20 protein-coding genes are annotated in these 19,175 nt (G+C 33.1%); 6 read left to right on the top strand and 14 right to left on the bottom strand.

All coding sequences use genetic code 11. The features are described from left to right. Positions 1 to 100 precede the first annotated feature (100 nt). The 9 genes from GMC_RS0101455 to GMC_RS0101415 all read right to left on the bottom strand — a co-directional run bounded on the left by GMC_RS0101455 (position 101) and on the right by GMC_RS0101415 (position 5,534). Positions 101 to 1,015 (bottom strand): zonular occludens toxin domain-containing protein, encoded by a 915-nt coding sequence (locus GMC_RS0101455; protein WP_010520461.1) that lies wholly within the window; start codon positions 1,013 to 1,015, stop codon positions 101 to 103. Beyond that, positions 1,015 to 1,977, bottom strand: coding sequence for a hypothetical protein (locus tag GMC_RS0101450; RefSeq protein WP_010520460.1), 963 nt, complete (start codon positions 1,975 to 1,977; stop codon positions 1,015 to 1,017). The genes GMC_RS0101455 and GMC_RS0101450 overlap by 1 nt, the downstream gene beginning before the upstream one ends. Positions 1,978 to 1,980: 3 nt before the next feature. Beyond that, positions 1,981 to 2,433 carry a hypothetical protein gene (locus tag GMC_RS0101445; RefSeq protein ID WP_010520459.1) on the bottom strand — a complete coding sequence of 151 codons (453 nt, stop codon included), beginning with the start codon at positions 2,431 to 2,433 and terminating at the stop codon, positions 1,981 to 1,983. 173 nt (positions 2,434 to 2,606) lie between these two features. Further along, positions 2,607 to 3,074, bottom strand: coding sequence for a hypothetical protein (locus tag GMC_RS0101440; RefSeq protein ID WP_010520458.1), 468 nt, complete (start codon positions 3,072 to 3,074; stop codon positions 2,607 to 2,609). Positions 3,075 to 3,077: 3 nt separating this feature from the next. Further along, on the bottom strand, positions 3,078 to 3,323 hold the full coding sequence (locus GMC_RS0101435; protein ID WP_010520457.1) for a hypothetical protein: 246 nt from the start codon (positions 3,321 to 3,323) through the stop codon (positions 3,078 to 3,080). A gap of 12 nt (positions 3,324 to 3,335) precedes the next feature. After that, on the bottom strand, positions 3,336 to 3,926 hold the full coding sequence (locus GMC_RS0101430) for a hypothetical protein (RefSeq protein WP_010520456.1): 591 nt from the start codon (positions 3,924 to 3,926) through the stop codon (positions 3,336 to 3,338). A gap of 11 nt (positions 3,927 to 3,937) precedes the next feature. Next, positions 3,938 to 4,252 (bottom strand): hypothetical protein, encoded by a 315-nt coding sequence (locus GMC_RS0101425; RefSeq protein WP_010520455.1) that lies wholly within the window; start codon positions 4,250 to 4,252, stop codon positions 3,938 to 3,940. Between the two features lie 3 nt (positions 4,253 to 4,255). After that, positions 4,256 to 4,582 (bottom strand): hypothetical protein, encoded by a 327-nt coding sequence (locus GMC_RS0101420; protein WP_010520454.1) that lies wholly within the window; start codon positions 4,580 to 4,582, stop codon positions 4,256 to 4,258. Beyond that, the gene (locus GMC_RS0101415; protein ID WP_010520453.1) at positions 4,575 to 5,534 is read right to left on the bottom strand and encodes a DUF7192 family protein; all 960 of its coding nucleotides are present in this window, start codon (positions 5,532 to 5,534) and stop codon (positions 4,575 to 4,577) included. The genes GMC_RS0101420 and GMC_RS0101415 overlap by 8 nt, the downstream gene beginning before the upstream one ends. 392 nt (positions 5,535 to 5,926) lie before the next feature. On the opposite strand from GMC_RS0101415, the gene GMC_RS0101410 reads away from it, so the two are divergent. Genes GMC_RS0101410 through GMC_RS0101390 form a run of 5 tightly spaced genes read left to right on the top strand, consistent with a single transcriptional unit; the run spans position 5,927 to position 13,313 of the window. Then, the gene (locus GMC_RS0101410; protein ID WP_010520452.1) at positions 5,927 to 7,696 is read left to right on the top strand and encodes a type I restriction-modification system subunit M; all 1,770 of its coding nucleotides are present in this window, start codon (positions 5,927 to 5,929) and stop codon (positions 7,694 to 7,696) included. A gap of 2 nt (positions 7,697 to 7,698) precedes the next feature. Then, on the top strand, positions 7,699 to 9,045 hold the full coding sequence (locus GMC_RS18620; RefSeq protein ID WP_010520451.1) for a restriction endonuclease subunit S: 1,347 nt from the start codon (positions 7,699 to 7,701) through the stop codon (positions 9,043 to 9,045). A gap of 20 nt (positions 9,046 to 9,065) precedes the next feature. Then, on the top strand, positions 9,066 to 9,383 hold the full coding sequence (locus GMC_RS0101400) for a hypothetical protein (protein ID WP_010520450.1): 318 nt from the start codon (positions 9,066 to 9,068) through the stop codon (positions 9,381 to 9,383). Beyond that, entirely contained in the window at positions 9,380 to 10,336 is a 957-nt protein-coding gene (locus GMC_RS0101395) for an Abi family protein (protein ID WP_010520449.1), read from the top strand. The genes GMC_RS0101400 and GMC_RS0101395 overlap by 4 nt, the downstream gene beginning before the upstream one ends. A gap of 25 nt (positions 10,337 to 10,361) precedes the next feature. Further along, the gene (locus GMC_RS0101390; protein WP_010520448.1) at positions 10,362 to 13,313 is read left to right on the top strand and encodes a type I restriction endonuclease subunit R; all 2,952 of its coding nucleotides are present in this window, start codon (positions 10,362 to 10,364) and stop codon (positions 13,311 to 13,313) included. Between the two features lie 21 nt (positions 13,314 to 13,334). On the opposite strand, the gene GMC_RS0101385 is transcribed toward GMC_RS0101390, so the two are convergent. The 3 genes from GMC_RS0101385 to GMC_RS20390 form a co-directional block, all read right to left on the bottom strand. Then, positions 13,335 to 14,285, bottom strand: coding sequence for an AAA family ATPase (locus GMC_RS0101385; protein ID WP_010520447.1), 951 nt, complete (start codon positions 14,283 to 14,285; stop codon positions 13,335 to 13,337). Between the two features lie 120 nt (positions 14,286 to 14,405). After that, the gene (locus GMC_RS0101375; RefSeq protein WP_010520446.1) at positions 14,406 to 16,241 is read right to left on the bottom strand and encodes a hypothetical protein; all 1,836 of its coding nucleotides are present in this window, start codon (positions 16,239 to 16,241) and stop codon (positions 14,406 to 14,408) included. A gap of 6 nt (positions 16,242 to 16,247) precedes the next feature. Continuing rightward, on the bottom strand, positions 16,248 to 17,675 hold the full coding sequence (locus GMC_RS20390; RefSeq protein WP_010520445.1) for a T9SS type A sorting domain-containing protein: 1,428 nt from the start codon (positions 17,673 to 17,675) through the stop codon (positions 16,248 to 16,250). A 514-nt stretch (positions 17,676 to 18,189) separates the two neighbouring features. On the opposite strand from GMC_RS20390, the gene GMC_RS18610 reads away from it, so the two are divergent. Continuing rightward, positions 18,190 to 18,498 carry a helix-turn-helix domain-containing protein gene (locus GMC_RS18610; protein ID WP_040472288.1) on the top strand — a complete coding sequence of 103 codons (309 nt, stop codon included), beginning with the start codon at positions 18,190 to 18,192 and terminating at the stop codon, positions 18,496 to 18,498. 107 nt (positions 18,499 to 18,605) lie between these two features. On the opposite strand, the gene GMC_RS0101360 is transcribed toward GMC_RS18610, so the two are convergent. After that, the gene (locus tag GMC_RS0101360; RefSeq protein WP_010520443.1) at positions 18,606 to 18,839 is read right to left on the bottom strand and encodes a hypothetical protein; all 234 of its coding nucleotides are present in this window, start codon (positions 18,837 to 18,839) and stop codon (positions 18,606 to 18,608) included. A gap of 18 nt (positions 18,840 to 18,857) precedes the next feature. Continuing rightward, a partial coding sequence (locus GMC_RS22005) for a hypothetical protein (protein ID WP_010520442.1) occupies positions 18,858 to 19,175 on the bottom strand: 318 nt, incomplete at its 5' end.

Here is a 19,175-nt window from a genome sequence, read left to right as displayed (position 1 = left end):
AAATTCTAATCACCCTCGAAACCTTTAAAAGAGAACCGAACATAGATACTCAGATAGTGAAGGATTTTGTGCTCAAAGAAAAGCAAGATTTTGTTTTTGTTTAGTCATTTTTATGGTATCTAAGTTTGTCTGAAATCATTTTAATTATAGCATCATTTTTTGTTTTATAAATTTGATTGCCTTCAAAGTCTTGTTCATTCAGAAGCATTTTTAGTTTACGACTTTCTTCCTGGTCAATAAACTTTTTACAAGCTCTTATAAAAGCAGCACGACTGCAACCTTTAATACGCTGTTCTCGCATATTTACATACACAAAAAAGCTTTTTTGAATCTTGTATTCTTGTTCGGTAATCTTGTCCATTGCAAAAGCATTGGAACATAATTCATATTGCTCGTCAACAATTAACTGAGCAATACGCACCATCTGATATTTTGGAATACGCTCGCGGTAACGGGTTACATCATCTACCTGATGATGTAACCTTAGCCAAGTGCAGTTTTGCCATTCAGAAGTGGTAATTTTGGCTACTGATTGATGGGTTAATACCACATCAATTCCTTTATGACGTACCGTACAAAGTGCACCAATCATTGATTGCCCTTTAGCACCTGTCATGTAATGATCTATATCGTCTAAAACTATGAGTCCATTTTTATAATGCTTCATTATTTTAGTAATCACTTCCTTTTTCTGATCGTTATCCATTGGAGAACCGTCGGGATTAAAAGGGCGAATTCTTCGGGAGGAGACTTTAGTTAAGGCTTTAAGATGGTTCGGACTTACAGTTCTAAATTGTGGATAGTCATCATCATTAGTATCAAAAGCTAATACTTTACGTCCCTTTTTACCAACCGCCAAATGATCCATCGTATAATGCTTGATTTCTAATTTGTTTCGGTAGGTTTTACCAACGCCTGTTTCCCCACAAACCAACATAATCATGGGTTGTCGGTCTAAATCTTCCTTTTGGTATTTAATAGGTTTACGTCCTCGATTTGATTTTGTCTCAGCCATTAGGAATTTATTTTAGGTGCTTCAGCTACTTCCAATACAGAGAAATTATCATCTAGTTTTTCCAAATCTAAATCACTATTATTTTTTTCGAACTCTTGAGCTGTTTGTTCTTCTTTATTTCCTTCCTCGAAAGTTGAAGTGCCGTACTCTTTTTTATCATCTTCTGAAGCTACTTCTGATGACTGAGGGTTCAAAGTATCTGCTCTTTCTTCTCTTACGATATCCAATATGCGAGTTTCTAACAGGCTATTTTCTGCACGAACTTCCAAAACCACTTGTACTTTTTTCATTAGAATGGATACAATAGCACCCAAAAGCTGTTGCTCTGGAGTAAGTTGCTTCGACTTTTTTCGCAGTACCTGAGCTAATAATGGTCGTAAGAGTGCTTGATCCTCTTTATCGAGTTTAATACGCTGAATATTCTTTTCATTCTGCTCCTCAATAACCTGAATAATCTCATCGAACTCATAGAATTCTTGATGCTTGCCAATCTTAACGAAATACCCTCCACCAACAGCAAGGACATTGTTTGTCATTCCAAGAAGTGCATCCGCAGCCTGATTGGCTTGAGCTAAGGGAACTTCAAAATTATTATCGCCATTACCAATACTATCGTCACTATTACCGCTTAGCGCAGTATCATTAATTTCTTGTTCAGGTGCATCGAGTGATTCCTGCGCACGTTCCTGTTCCACACTGGCTTCAACCTGAGTTCTAAAATCTGTAGAGGTAGTAGTTGAATTTGTTGATTGTTGAGTGCTTTTGGACTCAATTCCAGGTTTCCAAACATTCCAGCTTTGCTGTTTTTCTGTTTCATTTACCTGTAACTCGCCACCAATATCTTTTTCTATAACAGGTTGGTTAAGTGGACTACTATCTTCATTTTGAATTTGCTCTAAACGAATTTCTTCAGCACTTGTCGTAAGCGCGTTTTGAACTTCTTGGGCGATGTTTTCTTGCATAGGCTAGTTCAATTTTGCTATGAAATTGATAAAATTGTTTTCCAAGGTTTTGAATTTTTCTATAAATTGTTTGTAGAATTGTGGGATAGATAGAATTTCATCGCACTTATTATAATTATACATTACCGCACGTTTAGACTGTTTAAAATCTTCCCCAATTTTAGCATAACTACTCCCCGTGTATTTTTTCAGTAAATAATAGCATGACATACGGGCTTCACGATATTCCTGAACCGTGCTAGTAAAATAATTAGCTTCTTTAAGGTCGAATACTTGAATACTTTGAGAGATTAAAAAAACAAGAAGTAGTTTCATTTTTTCATTGTCCTTTGTTATAAGTTCAGTATTGTTAGTCAAACTGGTAATCACTTCAATAGTTTTACTCAGTCCGAACGTGCCGATAAGAACATCAATTCGTTCTTGCAAATCAGTATAATTATATGCTGCTGTCTTCATTAGTAACTCGCTAAATTATTTTATAGCCAAATTACCGAAAACTACTTTTCAGAAGTTTTTCAATTCTTTTACAGTCCGTTTCTATTTTTTATAAAAACACCATTAAAATTATAAAATGGTGTTTTTAATGATGTTCATTAATCGCAAGACAAGTAGCTTACTGTCAAATGTTTTTAAAGTTGTTCAATACTATACCGATACCTAAAAACACTAGTCCTAGTCACAATATATTTTCCTATAATTGTTTGCCAACCTAAGTGTGTTTTTATTCCCAAGTCTTTAAAAGTAGAGCGTCCAATATCTTTAACACGCCCCATTTTGACAAGTTCGCTTAGTATGGATTCGTCTTTAGATTTTGGTAAGTGTATTTTTTCCTTTTCCTGAATTGGAGGAGATTCCAATTCCTCAATAATTTCGTTATACTCCAATTTATCGGCATACTCTTCATCAATATCTTCGAGAATTTCAAAATCGAGGGTTTCAAGCTGTTCTAATAAATCCCCCTTTTCACATTCGGAAATGGTATCCAACATTTGATGCATTCTATCAAAGATGATGATCTTCTCCTGAATAGGTTGTAACAATAGCTTTTTATCGAGTTTATTATTCTTTAGAAATATTTGGTGTTCTATTTTTTTCATAGTCTATGCAATTGCTGGTTTAAGTTCAGAAGTATCTGTTATAGCGTTTTCTAAAATATTAGAAAGTGCTGCGGTAGCCAGTGAGGTAGCTACAATAATTCCTGCTGTTTTTAAAAGTTCTGCGCCTTTAGGCATTTGAAGCTTAAACTTTTCATTTTTTGAATTCTTACCAAGATTATAGTAAATAAGTGCTTCAGCAAAACCTATAGCGAGTCCAGCTCCTGTAATTATTAATACTTTTTTATTCATGTTTACTTGAAGTTATTTAGTGGCTCTTTGTTCCATTTTATCATACTTTTCTTTGATGGCTTTCTCGCCTGCTTCAGCTCGAACAAAATTGATTCCGTAGGTATTCATAATACCGCGGTGCGCACGCAAAAGAATCTTTTCAGCTTCCTTTTGCATTTTCACATTATCCTTTTGTGCTGGTGGGATTAAATTGGCTATAGATATGAAGTGATTCTTGATTTTAGTGTGGCGCATCACCTTGGGTTTCTTAGGTTCATTTTTTCGTTTTTCTTCATTGAACTTTCTGATTTTAACCCGACACTTTTTAATGTCTTCATTGAGCATACCCAGCTCTTTTTTTACCGATGCTTTCTTAGGCTTTGAGGTTTTGAGTTCTTTTTTTTCTTTCTTTTTTACTTTTGGTGCAGTATTATCTTTGATCGCTTTAGGAGCAAGCCGCTCTACTAAAAGAAATACTTTCTCGATATTCTCTTTGGCTATTTCCTCAAAATCACTTTTGCTACTTGCCTTGTCATAATCTCCTAGGATATCGGTAACTGCAACTTTTAAAGGTTCAGGTTGCACCTTACTCATATCCAGTGCTTGTAATTGTTTAATGGTCATAGGTTCTGTTTTTATGCAGCGATTAATAATTCTAGTTCTAGTAGCTCTAAGGCTCTGGCACGTTCTTTTTCCTGAAGACGTATCAGTTCGCTATTAGAATTCGGTTTCGTCTTTTTCTTTTTGCCAGGATTTACAATTTCATACAGTAGTGCATCTGCTTCCTGTGCCTTTAAATCTGCTACAGTAAAATTTTTCGAAGTAGATTTAATGAGTCCCCAAGCATTAAAAAGGTCTAGTTTACAACCTGTTAATTCTGTAATCTCCTCTTGATTTTTAATGCTTACTGCTTGCAATTCTTTTTTGGTAATAGCTTTGGTTTTGTACATTTTCTATAGTTTATGGTCAATGGCGTATTTTTGATGATATAAGGGTTGTAAGCTCCATATAAATTCATTGGCTTCTTCTTGATTTGTGTAGTATATAGAACATAGTTGCGGCGTTCCATCGGTTTTAAAACATTCATAGTGGTAGCGTTGAATAGGGTTATCCGCATTAGAAATATCAATACATGTCCACCTTAGAATAAGCGTATTTCGAAATTTTTCTGAAATCATAATTTGAAAATCCCGACAGGTTTTTTCGTTTTCTTTATTAATTATAATTCCACGATTCATAATTTTGTGAATGACGCTTTGCTGAAGTATTATTTTATCCATTTGCCACTAATCGTTTTTTATAGTTAGTGATGATATTTGAAACCTCTTTTACCGCTGCATCCATAGCGTAACTTTGCTCAAAAACAAATCCTTTTGGATTGGTAGCCTGTACAAAAGTATCGCCCATACTGGTAGTTATAGAACCTAAACCCGCAGGAATAGAAAGTTCAAAATAATTACTTAGTGCTATTAAACTTTTAAATCCACGATACCTAAAATACCTGGGATCGCTGCTTAATAGTAGTAGTTGATTTTTATCCAACTTATCCTGAAAGCGTTTTACTCTAATACTCGCCATGCTGACTTGGTTGTCAAAAGAAGTCCCCAGCATTACGTTTACTTCTACAGACACCCCTCGCAATTCTAAAAACTCCACCAGTTCGGCGCAGGCTAAACCGACATACAAAAGCGAATCACCTTTAACGCCTGCATTAGCACCAGCCATAATATAAAGCTGTATGGAAGGATAAGACATTAACTTATTTTCAAAATAGGCATAAGCACTTTTAACAGAAGTTTGAATCTGATGATTTTGAAGTTCAATGTTTAGCTGACTTACAGTAGTATTTACTGGAGTTTGCATGTTTACCTGAAAACTTTTGAAGAGTCCCTTTGCAGCCCTGTCAAATGAAAACACTCCTAAGCCTCTATCGTTATAAGCCATTTTTGGTTTGGGAAGTACATTATTTTCTAAATGCTCTAAATATTTGGCTAGTTTGTCTTTAATTTTAGGTTGAATTTTTTTAACTAAAGGCATTCCTAAATAGGTACGATGTTCATTAAGCTCCTCTATGCTTTTTGGAGTTGGGGTTCCGTACCAATCGGTATTTTGTTTTAATTTACTTTCTGTACCAATTTTTACATTATTCCAACGATTCTCGTTATTATTTGATAGCTGAAGAATTTCTTTATCTGTGAAATCATTAAATGCAAAGACACTATCAAATAACAAATAGTTATAATTGAATGTAGGGGTTTGAACTTTATTTATTTTAGAGCTGCTCACGTATTGCTATAAAAGTAATTCGTTAAGATTTAAATTTTATAGCTTGATTTTGTAGTTCGGTACGCATTTAATAAATTTTAGAATTACGTCTACTGCTTTACATTTATAGTTTATTTTTAGCAAACCTTTTATGAGTTTTAACAATGCTAATTACAAATGAACTAAATCGTAAATGATTATTTAGTTCATTTGTAAAATGGATAATAATTTTTTAAAATTGAAAACAGCAAACTGTCTTCACTCATCGTAGTGGATGGTATTCAGTAAAAAAATAATGACTAAGCATTAGAAGTTATATAGATTGCAAAAAAAGTTAAATTATCGAATAAAGTTTTAGAATGAACCAAACACAACATAACGCTATTGTAAATTTTATCTGGAGTATTGCAGACGATGTATTACGTGATGTATATACAAGAGGTAAATACAGAGATATTATTTTACCTTTTACAGTATTAAGAAGATTGGATGCCATTTTGGAACCTACTAAAGATAAGGTCTTAGAAATGCACGAAAAGTTAAACGAAATGAAGATTGACAACCAATCTCCTCAACTTCGTAAAACCAGCGGTTATGTGTTTTATAATACCTCAAACTACACGTTTAAAAGACTATTAAATGAACCAGGTAACATCCGCCAGAATTTAGAAACGTATTTAGATGGCTTTAGCAGTAATGTACAAGACATCATAAGCAAATTTAAACTCCGCAATCAATTAGAAACATTAGAAGAAGGAAATATTACATTTCCATTAATTGAAAAGTTTTGTTCCAGTACCATAAATGTAAGCCCAAACCCTGTTACTGATAAAGATGGTAGTTTAGTTATGGAAGGCTTAACCAATTTAGGAATGGGCTATGTTTTTGAAGAATTGATACGAAAGTTCAATGAAGAAAACAATGAAGAAGCAGGGGAACACTTTACACCAAGAGAGATTATTAAATTAATGACTCATTTAATTTTTGAACCTTTAAAAGGTAAAATTAAAGACGGAACCTATTTAATATACGACCCTGCTTGTGGTTCTGGTGGTATGCTTACAGAAGCAGAGCATTTCGCTAAAAAATTGAATCCTAAAGCAACTTTTCATTTATATGGTCAAGAGGTAAATCCTGAAACCTATGCTATTTGTAAAGCTGATATGCTCATTAAAGATGAAGACCCCGAGAAAATTGCTTTTGGTTCTACATTAAGTAAAGATGGTTTTCCAAACTTACAGTTTGATTTTATGATAAGTAACCCACCGTATGGGAAAACTTGGAAAGTAGATAAAGATGCTATTCTTGATAAAAAAGAAATCATAGACCCACGTTTTACGATAGGTGTACCAAGAATCAATGATGGACAATTATTGTTTGTAATGAACATTGTTTCTAAACTAAAAAAGAACAGTCCATTAGGTAGTAAAGCTGCAACCATTCACAACGGTTCGGCTTTATTTACAGGAGATGCAGGCCAAGGAGAAACCGAAATACGTAAATACCTTTTAGAAAATGATCTGTTAGAAGCCATAATTGCTTTGCCTAATGACTTATTCTATAACACTGGCATACCCACTTACATTTTTATCTTAAATAATAAGAAGGACGACAACCGTAAAGGCAAACTGCAATTAATAAGCGTTACTACCGAGCAATTTTACAGCAAAATGCGAAAGCCTTTAGGTAAAAAACGTGTAGAGTTTACCAAAGACCATATTAGAGCTATCACTGATTTGTTTTTAAACTTTGAAAACAATGAAAACAGCATCATTCTCGATAATGAAGATTTTGGTTACAGCCAAATAACCGTACACCGCCCACAGCGTGATGAAAATGGAAAAATCATTACCGATAAAAAAGGAAAACCTAAAAGCGACACAGCACTGAAAGACAAAGAAAATATCCCTTTAAAAGAAGATATAGATGCCTTTTTTGAAAAAGAAGTACTCCCATTTGCAGGAGATGCTTGGTACAACCCCAAAGAAACCAAAATAGGTTACGAAATAAACTTTGCTAAATACTTCTACAAACACAAAGCCCCAAGAGCTTTAGAAAAAATATCTGCCGATATTTTTAAGATTGAAGAAGAAACAGAACACCTATTAAAAGAAATTGTAGAAGCATAAATATGGTTGTTGAAAATAATTATATATCAATTTTAACTAAAAATCTTCCAAAGCACTGGGAAAGTTTTAGGATAGGAAGTGTTTTTGTTGAAAGAACTGAAAAAGTAAGCGATAAAGATTTTGCTCCTTTGTCTGTAACTATGAAAGGTATTGTTCCGCAATTGGATACTATTGCTAAAACCAACAATGGTGATAGTAGAAAAAAAGTTTGCTTAAATGATTTTGTTATTAACAGTAGAAGTGACAGAAAAGGAAGTGGAGGTATGTCTAAATACGAAGGCTCTGTTTCTTTAATAAATACTGTTTTAAAGCCTAATGATAAATACGAAAACAGGTATACAAATTATTTGTTTACAAATGTTTTATTTCAAGAAGAGTTTTACAAATTCGGAAAAGGAATTGTAGATGATATGTGGAGTACAAAGTATTTTGATATGAAATACATAAAAGTACCTTGCCCACCTATTGAAGAACAAATTACCATAGCTAACCATTTAGACAGTCAATCCAAAAAAATAAAACACTTCATTAAAAAGAAGCAAACCTTTATTGCTTTGTTAAAAGAACAACGACAGGCGGTTATTAACAAAGCAGTTACAAAAGGTATTAACCCAAATGTAACATTAAAAAATAGTGGTATTGATTGGTTAGGCAATATTCCAGAGCATTGGGAGGTTATTAAATTAGTTGGCTTATGCCATTTTGTTAGGGGTAATTCAACTTTTAAAAAGGATGAACTGTTAAATAATGGAAAATATGTAGCTCTACAATATGGTAAAACTTATAAAGTTGATGAGATTGATGAAAATTATTATTTTTATGTAAATGAAGAATTTTACAAGTCCACTCAAACAATAAAATTTGGAGATGTTATAGTTGTTTCAACATCGGAGACTATCGAAGATTTAGGACATTCTGTTTTTTACAATAGGAATGATATAGGCTTATTAGGAGGTGAACAGATTGCTTTAAAGCCTTATCATCAAAATATTGATAACAAGTATTTGTATTATTCAGCAAAATTATTTACCAAAACCTTACAAATATATGCAACTGGTGTAAAAGTATTTAGATTCAATATTAATCATCTTAAAACAATTTATACGTCTCTTCCCCCAAAAGAAGAACAAGTCCAAATCGTTTCGCACATTAAAACTGAAACCGCCAAAATAGACAAAGCCATTACCCAAGCCCAAAAGGAAATAGAACTCATAAAAGAGTACAAAGAAGCTATGATAGCAGAAGCGGTGTTGGGGAAGTTAAACCATAAAATAATGGGCAACCGTTCGGAAATCCCGAACAGTTCACCTCAAAATAGCAGTAATGTTCTCCATAACGGAGCAAACTAAAAAAAGGTAAAATAGTAGAAATGAGTACGAGTAAGAAAACATACAGCAACAAAGGAAAAACCCAAATCAACGAGCTAAAACAAGGTGTTAAAACACTTGTTTTTAACACGTTACAAACAGTTGCTTTGTTAATAAGTAGCGTAAAATTGTTAAAAAGTTTGGCGTTTAACCCAACTTATTCGTACATTTGCACTAACTGTACACGTTCTACTTCCCTAAGGAACAGTAAACGTGTCTTATTTTCAGAAAGTTACATAACCAAAGATAATACACCCTCCAGGCTTACTAAGGTAGCACACTTGGGGGGTCTTTTCTTTTATAAATCTTTGGTAGGATGAGTAAACGTACTTACAACAAGCCGCCAAAGTCTTTTCAAGACCAATTACAGCAACTTAAAGACCGTAATTTAACGGTAGATGATGATGCTAAAGCATTGGCATACTTAGCCAATATTAGTTATTACCGCCTAAGTGCTTATTTTTTACCCTATCAACAAACCAAAGATTGGTTTGATGACGATACCTCCTTTAAACAAATTATAGACACCTATTCATTTGACCGAGAACTTAGACTGTTGGTTTTCGATTGTATTGAGCGTATAGAAGTTGCCATACGTACACAATTTATTTATTGTATGGCTACCCACTACAATAACAGCCATTGGCAAGACGATAAACAACTTTTTATCAAGCCTTTTTACAATAAAATAGGCAATCTGGTAGACCCTTTTTCAGATTTTCAAAGCATCATTTCAAGAGCTAAAACAGCAAGACGACCAGAGGTTTTCATAAAACATTATACAGACCAGTATAACAAACCTTCAAACCCGCCTTCGTGGATGTGTTTTGAATTATTAACCATTGGCGAATTATCACATATATACAGAGGGCTAAAAGATAAAGACGATAAAAAAAGAATAGCACAACAGTTTGATTTGCATACTACGGTATTCACATCTTGGCTGCATTCCCTTACCTATGTTAGAAACATTTGTGCACACCACTCCCGACTATGGAACAAAGATTTGGCAGTAGAACCTACAAGACTTTTAAAACCTGTTAGAGATTGGGTGGGTACAGATTTTAACAACCATAATAAAAGGATGTTCTATTTTTTATCCTTACTCAAATATTTCCTTACAAGAGTAAATCCAAACAATCGATTGAAAGAAAAATTAAACGATTTGTTTAATAAATATCCCAACGTACCCATTAAGTATATGGGTATTCCCTCAGATGGTAAGGGCAACCTTTTAAATTGGCAAGAAGAGCCTTTATGGAAAAACAATTAAAATAAAAAGACAGCTATATATAACTATGCATACATCCGATACATCAGAAAAAGGCTTAGAAACTATCATAGAAAAACATTTGATAGACCATAATGGATATAAGCCAAGTTATAGTGCAGATTACGATAGAGATCTTTGCATTAATAAAAAATTGTTGTTTCGATTTTTAGCAGACACCCAACCCAATGCCTATGAAACCATCCTAAAAAGAGGGGAACACAAGTTTATAAAGCGATTAACAGACCAAATTCGTCAAAAAGGCATTATAGAAATACTTCGAAATGGTGTTAAAGATTTGGATTTAAGAGTACAACTCTACTATAAAAAACCAACCTCACACTTAAACGAGAAGGCTCAAAAGCTTTACAACGGCAATATCTTTTCTGTAACGAGGCAACTCTATTTCAGTAAAGAAAATATCAACTCTTTAGATATGGTAATATTTATAAACGGTTTGCCAGTAAGTACTTTTGAGTTAAAGAACCAATGGACAGGGCAAAATGTAAAAAATGCCATTCGCCAATACCAAACGGATAGAGACCCTAAAGAACCTTTATTCGCATTTGGTAGATGTATGGTTCACTTTGCAGTAGATGCAGATTTGGTGTATATGACCACGCACCTAAACAGTACCAAAACATTCTTTTTGCCATTCAATAAAGGGAACAATGACGGAGCAGGAAACCCTGTAAACGAGCAAGGTTTAAAAACAGATTACCTCTGGAAAAATATTCTAACAAAAGACAGTTTTAGTAACATCTTAGAAAATTATGCTCAAATCGTAGAAGAAAAAGATGAAGATACAGGAAAGGTAAAACGCAAATTAATTTTCCCAAGATACCACCAGTTAAGAGCAGTTAAAAAATTATTGCATCACGCTAAAGAAAATGGTGTTGGGCAAAAATACCTAATACAACATTCAGCAGGTTCTGGTAAATCCAATTCTATTACTTGGTTAGCCCACCAATTAGTGAGCTTGCACGATACCACGAATACAGAAACGGTATTTGATAGTGTTATTGTGGTTACAGACCGTAGGGTTTTAGATAAACAAATTAGAGACAATATCAAACAATTTGCTCAGGTTAGTAGCGTAGTTGAAGCCATAGACAAAGGAAGCCGTCAATTAAAACAGGCTTTAGAAGATGGTAAAAAAATCATCGTAACAACGGTTCAAAAATTCCCTTTCATTATGGATGAAATAGGAACCCTACAAGCTAAAAAGTTTGCGATTATTATTGATGAAGCTCATAGCAGCCAAAGTGGTGAAACCGCAAGTAAAATGAATTGGGTACTATCAGAAAAAGAAACCCCTTACGGAGAAGAACAAGAACCACCAACTTCTGAAGACCTTATCAACGAATTGATTGAAAACCGCAAAATGCTAAAAAACGGCAGCTATTTTGCGTTTACAGCCACACCCAAAAACAAAACCTTAGAAACCTTTGGTACACAAAACACAGAAGGAAAATTTAAGGCTTTTGATAATTATACAATGAAACAAGCTATTGAGGAAGAGTTTATTCTTGATGTGCTTAAAAACTATACGACATACCAATCTTACTACAAATTAGATAAAGCGGTAGAAGATAATCCAGAGTTTGAAACACGACAGGCCAATAAAAAATTAAGGGCCTATGTAGAAAGCCATCCATTTTCTATAATGGAAAAGTCTAAAATTATGTTAGACCATTTCCACTCCGATATAAGAAGGCAAATAAATGGTCAGGCTAAAGCTATGGTCGTTTGTAAAAGTATAAAAAATGCCATCCTCTACTATCAAGCGTTTAAGGAATATCTAAAAGACATTAATTCACCATACAAAGCAATAGTAGCATTTTCAGGTACTAAAGAAATAGACGGTGTAGAAATGGATGAAGCCAAATTAAATGGATTTCCAAGTAATGATATACCAAACGAGTTCAAGAAAAAAGAATACCGCTTTTTAATAGTGGCCAATAAATTTCAAACAGGTTTTGACCAACCTTTATTACATACGATGTATGTAGATAAAAAATTAGCAGATGTACAAGCGGTTCAAACCTTATCGAGATTAAACAGAGCCTACAAGCCTTATAAGGAAGATACTTTTGTAATGGACTTTTTTAACACTACAGAAGATATTAAAAAGGCTTTTGATCCATTTTATACTACAACAGTACTTAGTGAAGAAACAGATGCCAATAAGCTAAACGATTTGCAAGATGCTTTAGATAATGCACAAGTGTACTCTCAAGATGATGTTGTAAATTTTACAGATTTATACTTTAAAGAAGCCGATAGACAAGAATTAGACCCTATTATTGATAAATGCGTTGCAGAGTTTAAAAATGAATTGGGAGAAGATGCTCAAATTGATTTTTATGTAAAAGCAAAATCCTTTTTTAGAACCTATGCTTTTCTTTCAAAGTTGTTATCATTTAATAATGCTTATTGGGAACGATTATATTGGTTTTTAAAATTTTTGATACCAAAAATAAAACCTGAAGAAATTGAAGATTTAGCTAAGGGAATTTTAGAAGCAATAGATTTAGATAGCTATAGACTTACTCGTACCACACAAGAAGATATTAAATTAAAAGGAGAAGAGGAATTAGACCCTACACCGCCTGTAATGAAAGGTAAAAAGGGGGAACTTGGATTTAATGAATTAGATGCTATCATAAACGATTTTAATACAAAGTTTGGTATTGATAATTGGACAGATGACGATAAGGTGAAAAACTTTTTGTTTGAGCAATTACCAGCCGACTTTGCTCGTGATGAGGATACAGTAAATGCAGTAAAGAATAGCGATAAACAAAATGCAAAAATCACTTCCGATAAAAAAGTAGAAGATTTAATGCAAGATGTGATTTTTCAATACACCGACTTGTATAAAAAATTCACAGACGACCCGGACTTTAAACGTCAATATTTAGACTTTGTTTTTGATAAAATATGGAAGCAACAAAGTAATCAGCAGCAATATAAATGAGAGATAATTTCGTTGAGTCTTCTACCCAATCCGCCTTTTAAACTCAGTAATAAACTCCTGTTTCATCACGCTCCCTTTATACGAATTGAGAAAGCCTTCAAGGTTGACTTCATTTTTAATGTGTTCCGCTTTCTCTTTAGTAATGGCTAAGAAATAGCTATCAATCGCATCTTTGAGTGTTTTACCATTGGGCATCTTACGATACGTTTTTCCAAACTCATCTTTCATTCCTGTTTCTCGCTTCATTTCCAATTCGTAGGCTCTCTCAAAGTTTAGCATGGTACGTAAGGTCATTATATCTTCGGTATCGTCATCCCCAGCTTCTTTACCTTCATATTTTAAAATAGATTTACGAATAGCCAAACAGATATTAACTACGGCGGGATACACAATTTGTCGTTCTAAAGTTTCATTGAAACCAATACGATAAATACAGCCACTAAATCGATCCAATAGCGAAGCATCTTGTTTATTATTCCCCACATAATTGCCACTTGCCCCTTTACCGATGACATTGCCCGTAGCAATACACCCAAAGTTTCGGTGTTTTTTAATCGGTTCATTATTGCCATTAAAAATAATAGCATCCTCTCTGGCACTTTTAGCCAGGGCATCATTAAGCAAACCAGCGGTATTGGCATCTAATTTTGGCATTTCATCCAGAATTAGAATTTTTCCATCACGCCAAGCTTCAATAAGTGCCCCCTCTTTATAGCCAGTAATGGTTTGCCCACCTTTAATATCAATTGGAGAAGTCCATTGATTGCAATTGACGATGCTAAAGGGCAATTCTTTTCCATCATTTTCATTTCTTCCGAAAATGGCATAAGCGACTTTTTCTCCCAGTGTTGTTTTTCCTGTTCCTGCGCTACCTACTAGATATGGATTATTTCCCACACTTAAATCATCCATAATCTTCATAAATTGTGGAATCTGTTGTACTTCGGGAATGTCTAATTTTCTATTATTCATTTTATTTTCGTTTGTTTTGAGCTTGAGCAAATAATTTATCTGCTAGAGCGTTTGCTTCTTTTTTGGTGGAACAAATAGCTTCCACCATATTGGCATCTAATCCACGTTTAAATCTATTTTTCAGTTGTTGTAATGTAAAAGCATTTCTAATTCATCAACTGTACTATCTGGATGTTTAAGTAAGTATCTATACCATTCGTTTTGTCCTTCAAATTTTATATAGTGATATTTATAATTACTAGGCTCAGATGTATGAAATGCATTGAAATGACCATTTCTATCTAGAGTTAAAAGATTTGGGCTCTCCAAAATAGTTGAACCATCTTTCATTCGATACATATTATATACTCCATTGCTACCGAATTTTGTATACTCTTGATCGTCTCTATTATTTAACTTACCAGTTCTCGGAGTTAATTTAATAGTTATCTCTTTTTCAATACCTCCAAGTTCTGCTTGTCCTTTGATATAGTCTTGAATTTCAAGTGGAATAGTGTTATTTACTCTATTTTGATCTGCTAATTCTCTTAATCTATTCGCTTCTTTAGAAAAGTCATACAAATATCTTTTTTGCGAATTATCAGTAATTCCTAACTCTTCAATCATAGCTTGAACTAATCCACCATTTTTGATCTCTGTTGAGGCTAATCCAATTGCATTACCAAATGGTCCTTCAGTACCACCAACGATAATTATATCGCCATCTTGTGTATTTCCATATTCTCCAATAGCTACATTTCTTTTTTGGTCTTCAATGATTGTTTCGTAAAACTTAGCCCTATTAGGATTAGCATTTAACCAATTGAATTCGTCTTTATTGGTAATACCTAACTCATTTACTAAATAGTCTACACTTGTATTAGCTCCTAAAGGTGTGTTTTTAACTAGTCTATCACGCTCTTCCTTTATTAACTTTCTATGAAGGTTTTTAGCTGCATTTTGATTTAATAGCAATCCTCCAAAATGTTTATCTAATAATACTTTCCAGTAATCTGGGTGCATAACATACATATTATCCAAGTATTCTTGTTGCAAGAAATTTTCAATATATGCTCTTGTTGCTACAGCAGTTTTACCATCAAATTTGCCGAATATCTGTAGTTCTTGGTTGCTAAAAACAATCCCTGGAAAGCCTCTGCTTTTTAAAATTTTCTCTGTATGGACTAAAAGTTGAATATAATTTAATCGATCCCAATAATCGTAAGAATTATAATATTGATTTTTAACTCGATTAGTCTCCCTCAAAAGTTCTTCTTGAAAAGGATTATTACGATCCATACTTTTAGCTAAAAAGCTATACTGGTGAGATCCCCATAACTTTCTATCTAAATTATTAGTTAATAATATTTTATTTCGTTCTCTGGTAATTGAGCTTAAATTGTTAATGTTTTTAAGTGGTACTCCATTAACTCTCACATCAGCATACAAAGAATTCGAAATATTTCCATTTTTTATCTCTAACTCACGTTGTTTAAGAGCTCTCAGCCCTTTTAAATCTTGGTTTTTACCTCTACTAACATTAGAATTTAATCTATTATATTCATTTTGAATATCGAAACGATTAATATCTATTGCTCTTTTCTCTGATTCAGTAAAAAGTCTGTTTTTAGCTTGCTCATAATCCCCACTATGGTCAAAGAAATTATTTAGGTGTTTACGTATAACTTCTTTTTGTTTTTCATACCAATCATGTGCGGCTCTTCTTGCAGCTTGTTGTATTAATAATTCGTTAGCTAAAGCAGCATTAAAACTATTGCTAAATGCAAAATTAAAATCTCTTATTTCTGAAGAGCAATTTCGACAACCATCTCCTGGTCCCGCAATGATAGCATTCCCACCACCAATTAAGAATTCGTTTTGATTTGTTGGTTTATCTGGATTTAGAAACTGTGCTTGTATAGTTACTGAACCTAAAACAAATAGTAATAGGGTTAGTTGTTGATATATTTTTTTCATGGCTGTTTACTTTTTTACGATTACTCTAGTCTTTCTTTCCCCATTTACCGTTACGCTTACTACATATGCTCCTTTTTGTAGTTGTGAAGCATTAAAAAAGTAACGATGCTCTCCTTTAGTTTGGGTTTTTCCAGTGGCTAATACAGCCTTACTATTACCTGATAAATCTGTAATTTCTACTTGAACATTTGCTTGTGCTTCTAAGTTGTAAGACACAATTACATCATTAACAAATGGATTTGGATATAACTTAATGAAGCTTTCTTCTTGCTCTGATAATGCTTTTAAAGCGTCATCGCTTAATTCCTTATCACTATTAGCAAAGCCAATTACTTTTTTAAGTACCAATCGTGTAGGAACACCTGATTCATTCCACTCAGGGATATAACTGTCTATGTTTGCAGTTAAATAATGAACAACTTCAAAAGATTTTAGTTGAATATCACCCGATAATAATTGATAGGCTAATGCATTAGGTATTGATTCCTTATACCCTGTATGTGGTAGTGTAATGTTAGTATTGTCAAAATATAGGGTATTATCCAATAACAATACATCATCATTAATCGTCTGGTTATTTGATACTATAGAGGATACCAATGTGCCTGTTTGTTCGTCTTTTTTGATGGTCAGTTCAAAATCAATCTTTTTAGTAATAGTAGTTTTCGACCAATCCAATTGAATTAATTTTCCTTTCCAAGAACCTAACAAGCTTTCTTGGTCTACAGTATTTGTAGTAGCATTTGTAGTTGTTGTGATAGACGATTCTGATACTGCATTAGTACTTTGTTGGCTATCTGTATCAACAGCAGTACTCGAATTAGTAACATCAAAATTAGTTTCTAATAATTCGTTGGCTTTCTGAATGTTTTTAGACACTCCATAACCGTTCAAATAACATACACCTAACCAATACTTAGCCATAGCATACTCGCTTTTTTCAAAATGGCTCACTGCTTTATTGTAGTCTTGATCTATTGATCCGAGACCTTTTAAATACATATAACCAAGGCTATATATTGCCATTTCGTTGCCTTGTTCAGCAGACTTTTCAAACCATTTTCTAGCTTTATTATAATTTAGTTGGCATCCTTTACCGTTTTTGTACAACACCCCTAAATTAAACATAGCAATAGCGTTACCTGCTTTAGCGCCTTCTTTATAGAGTTTAAACGCTTTTCGGTGTTCTTTGTTTGTTGCTGATGCTTCGTAAATAGTACCTAATAGTACTTTAGCATACACATGACCATTAGAAGCACAAGGCTTTAATAAATTAATGGCAAATGTTTGATCCTCAGTAGAGCTTTTATCCTCTTTCAAAAAGGTTAAAGCTTGTTTAAAATTAGAATCACAATTTGATTCTTTCTCTTGAGCCCATAAAGGCTTGGCAATAGCGAGGCATAGCAACACCATTGCAATTGTGGTTACTTTCATTTTCTATGATTTAATGGTTAATGTTTACAATCAATAACACTTCATATAGAAGTGCTACCTTCGAGTGTGTTCTTTTTGCAAAATTGAAATTATTTTTTAAGAGGTTGGTACGGGCGACCCACACTTTTGGTGTGGGTCACCCGTACTTTTTAACCTTCACATACGTTTAAATATTTTCTAGTTATAATTGTCACACATTAAAAAAACAACCCAAGCGTTTTACTTGCTCGGGTTGAAGTCATTCAGGGAATAAAAGAATAACTAAAAAAGGGATTATATGAGATTCCCCCAAAAAACAGCTCACCCCCAGCCTAACTAAAACTAGACCTCCGCTGTTATTCTTAACCTATCAACTAAGTACTATTACTTTACTACTAAATATGATATTTTAATATACTGATCGTTTAATTTTAAATATATTTGTTAAGATCACAACACAAATATACACACATTGTTTGTTTAAAACAAACAAAAATAATACAAAGTGTGTTTTTTATTAATTCTTCATGCGATAATGACTGGTCAAGAAATAAGGCGAATAAGGAGAGAACTCAATAAAACACAGGAAGAATTTGCTAAAATAATAGGGGTTTCTAAAAATTCTGTACAACTATGGGAAACCGAAAAACGTAACCCTAGTTTAACTACAGTTAAATTAATAAAGGAAACTTATAGCAAATACTCTCAAACCTCAAACTCGAATCAAGATGGAATAAACTTGGTTAAAGATGGTGTTGCTGTTAATTTAAGAGAAGTAGCTTTGTTTGTTGCGGATAACATAGAGGAATTAAAAAAGGAAAGGTTTTCTACAATGCTCTTATAATTGAAGCACTAGAGCTTTTAAAGGAAGCACAGGATAGTGATGGTAATATCAATCCTGTTAAATTGTTAGCACAACGTTAGGTGTATATGCCGCCTTAACAATTAGCCTTAATTAGTTGATACTTCTAGATTTTTGTTTATTTTCAAATAAGTGTTTAAATCACTTAAATTTAGATTAACAGAAGATTTAATTAAATCTTTTTTTAGATCATTAATTTTTTTGTGCTGTTCTTTAACTTTAGAATCAATTAAATTTTCAAATTCTTTATTTACATCATCGGGAAATAAATCACCAAAATATTCTTTGATTCTTTCTAATTCTTTTCTTTCTAATTCTTTCATTTTCAGGTAAGGTAATTGTTAGTTTATTTCATCATGTAGACCTGATAGTAATTCTTTTTCATACGCTTCAATATTCTCAGTTTTTATATGCTTTTTAGCGGTTATAAAACTAAATGTTGAAAATGCATTAACCGCTTTTTGAAGCCTAACTCGTGTACTTTCTCTTGTATGTATAAATGAATTAAAAGTAACCGTTGAGACAAAACTTAAAACAATAATAGATATATAATAAAGTGGTTTGGGTAAATCTTGCCTATCCCAAAAAAATCCATATGAACTGAAAAAAAGAACTCCATAAAAACAGAACAGCAATAATTCTAACTTGTATTTTAGGAG

The organism is Aquimarina agarivorans (assembly GCF_000218485.1).
GTDB classification, from domain to species: domain Bacteria; phylum Bacteroidota; class Bacteroidia; order Flavobacteriales; family Flavobacteriaceae; genus Aquimarina; species Aquimarina agarivorans.
This window is presented reverse-complemented; position numbering and strand designations above follow the sequence as displayed.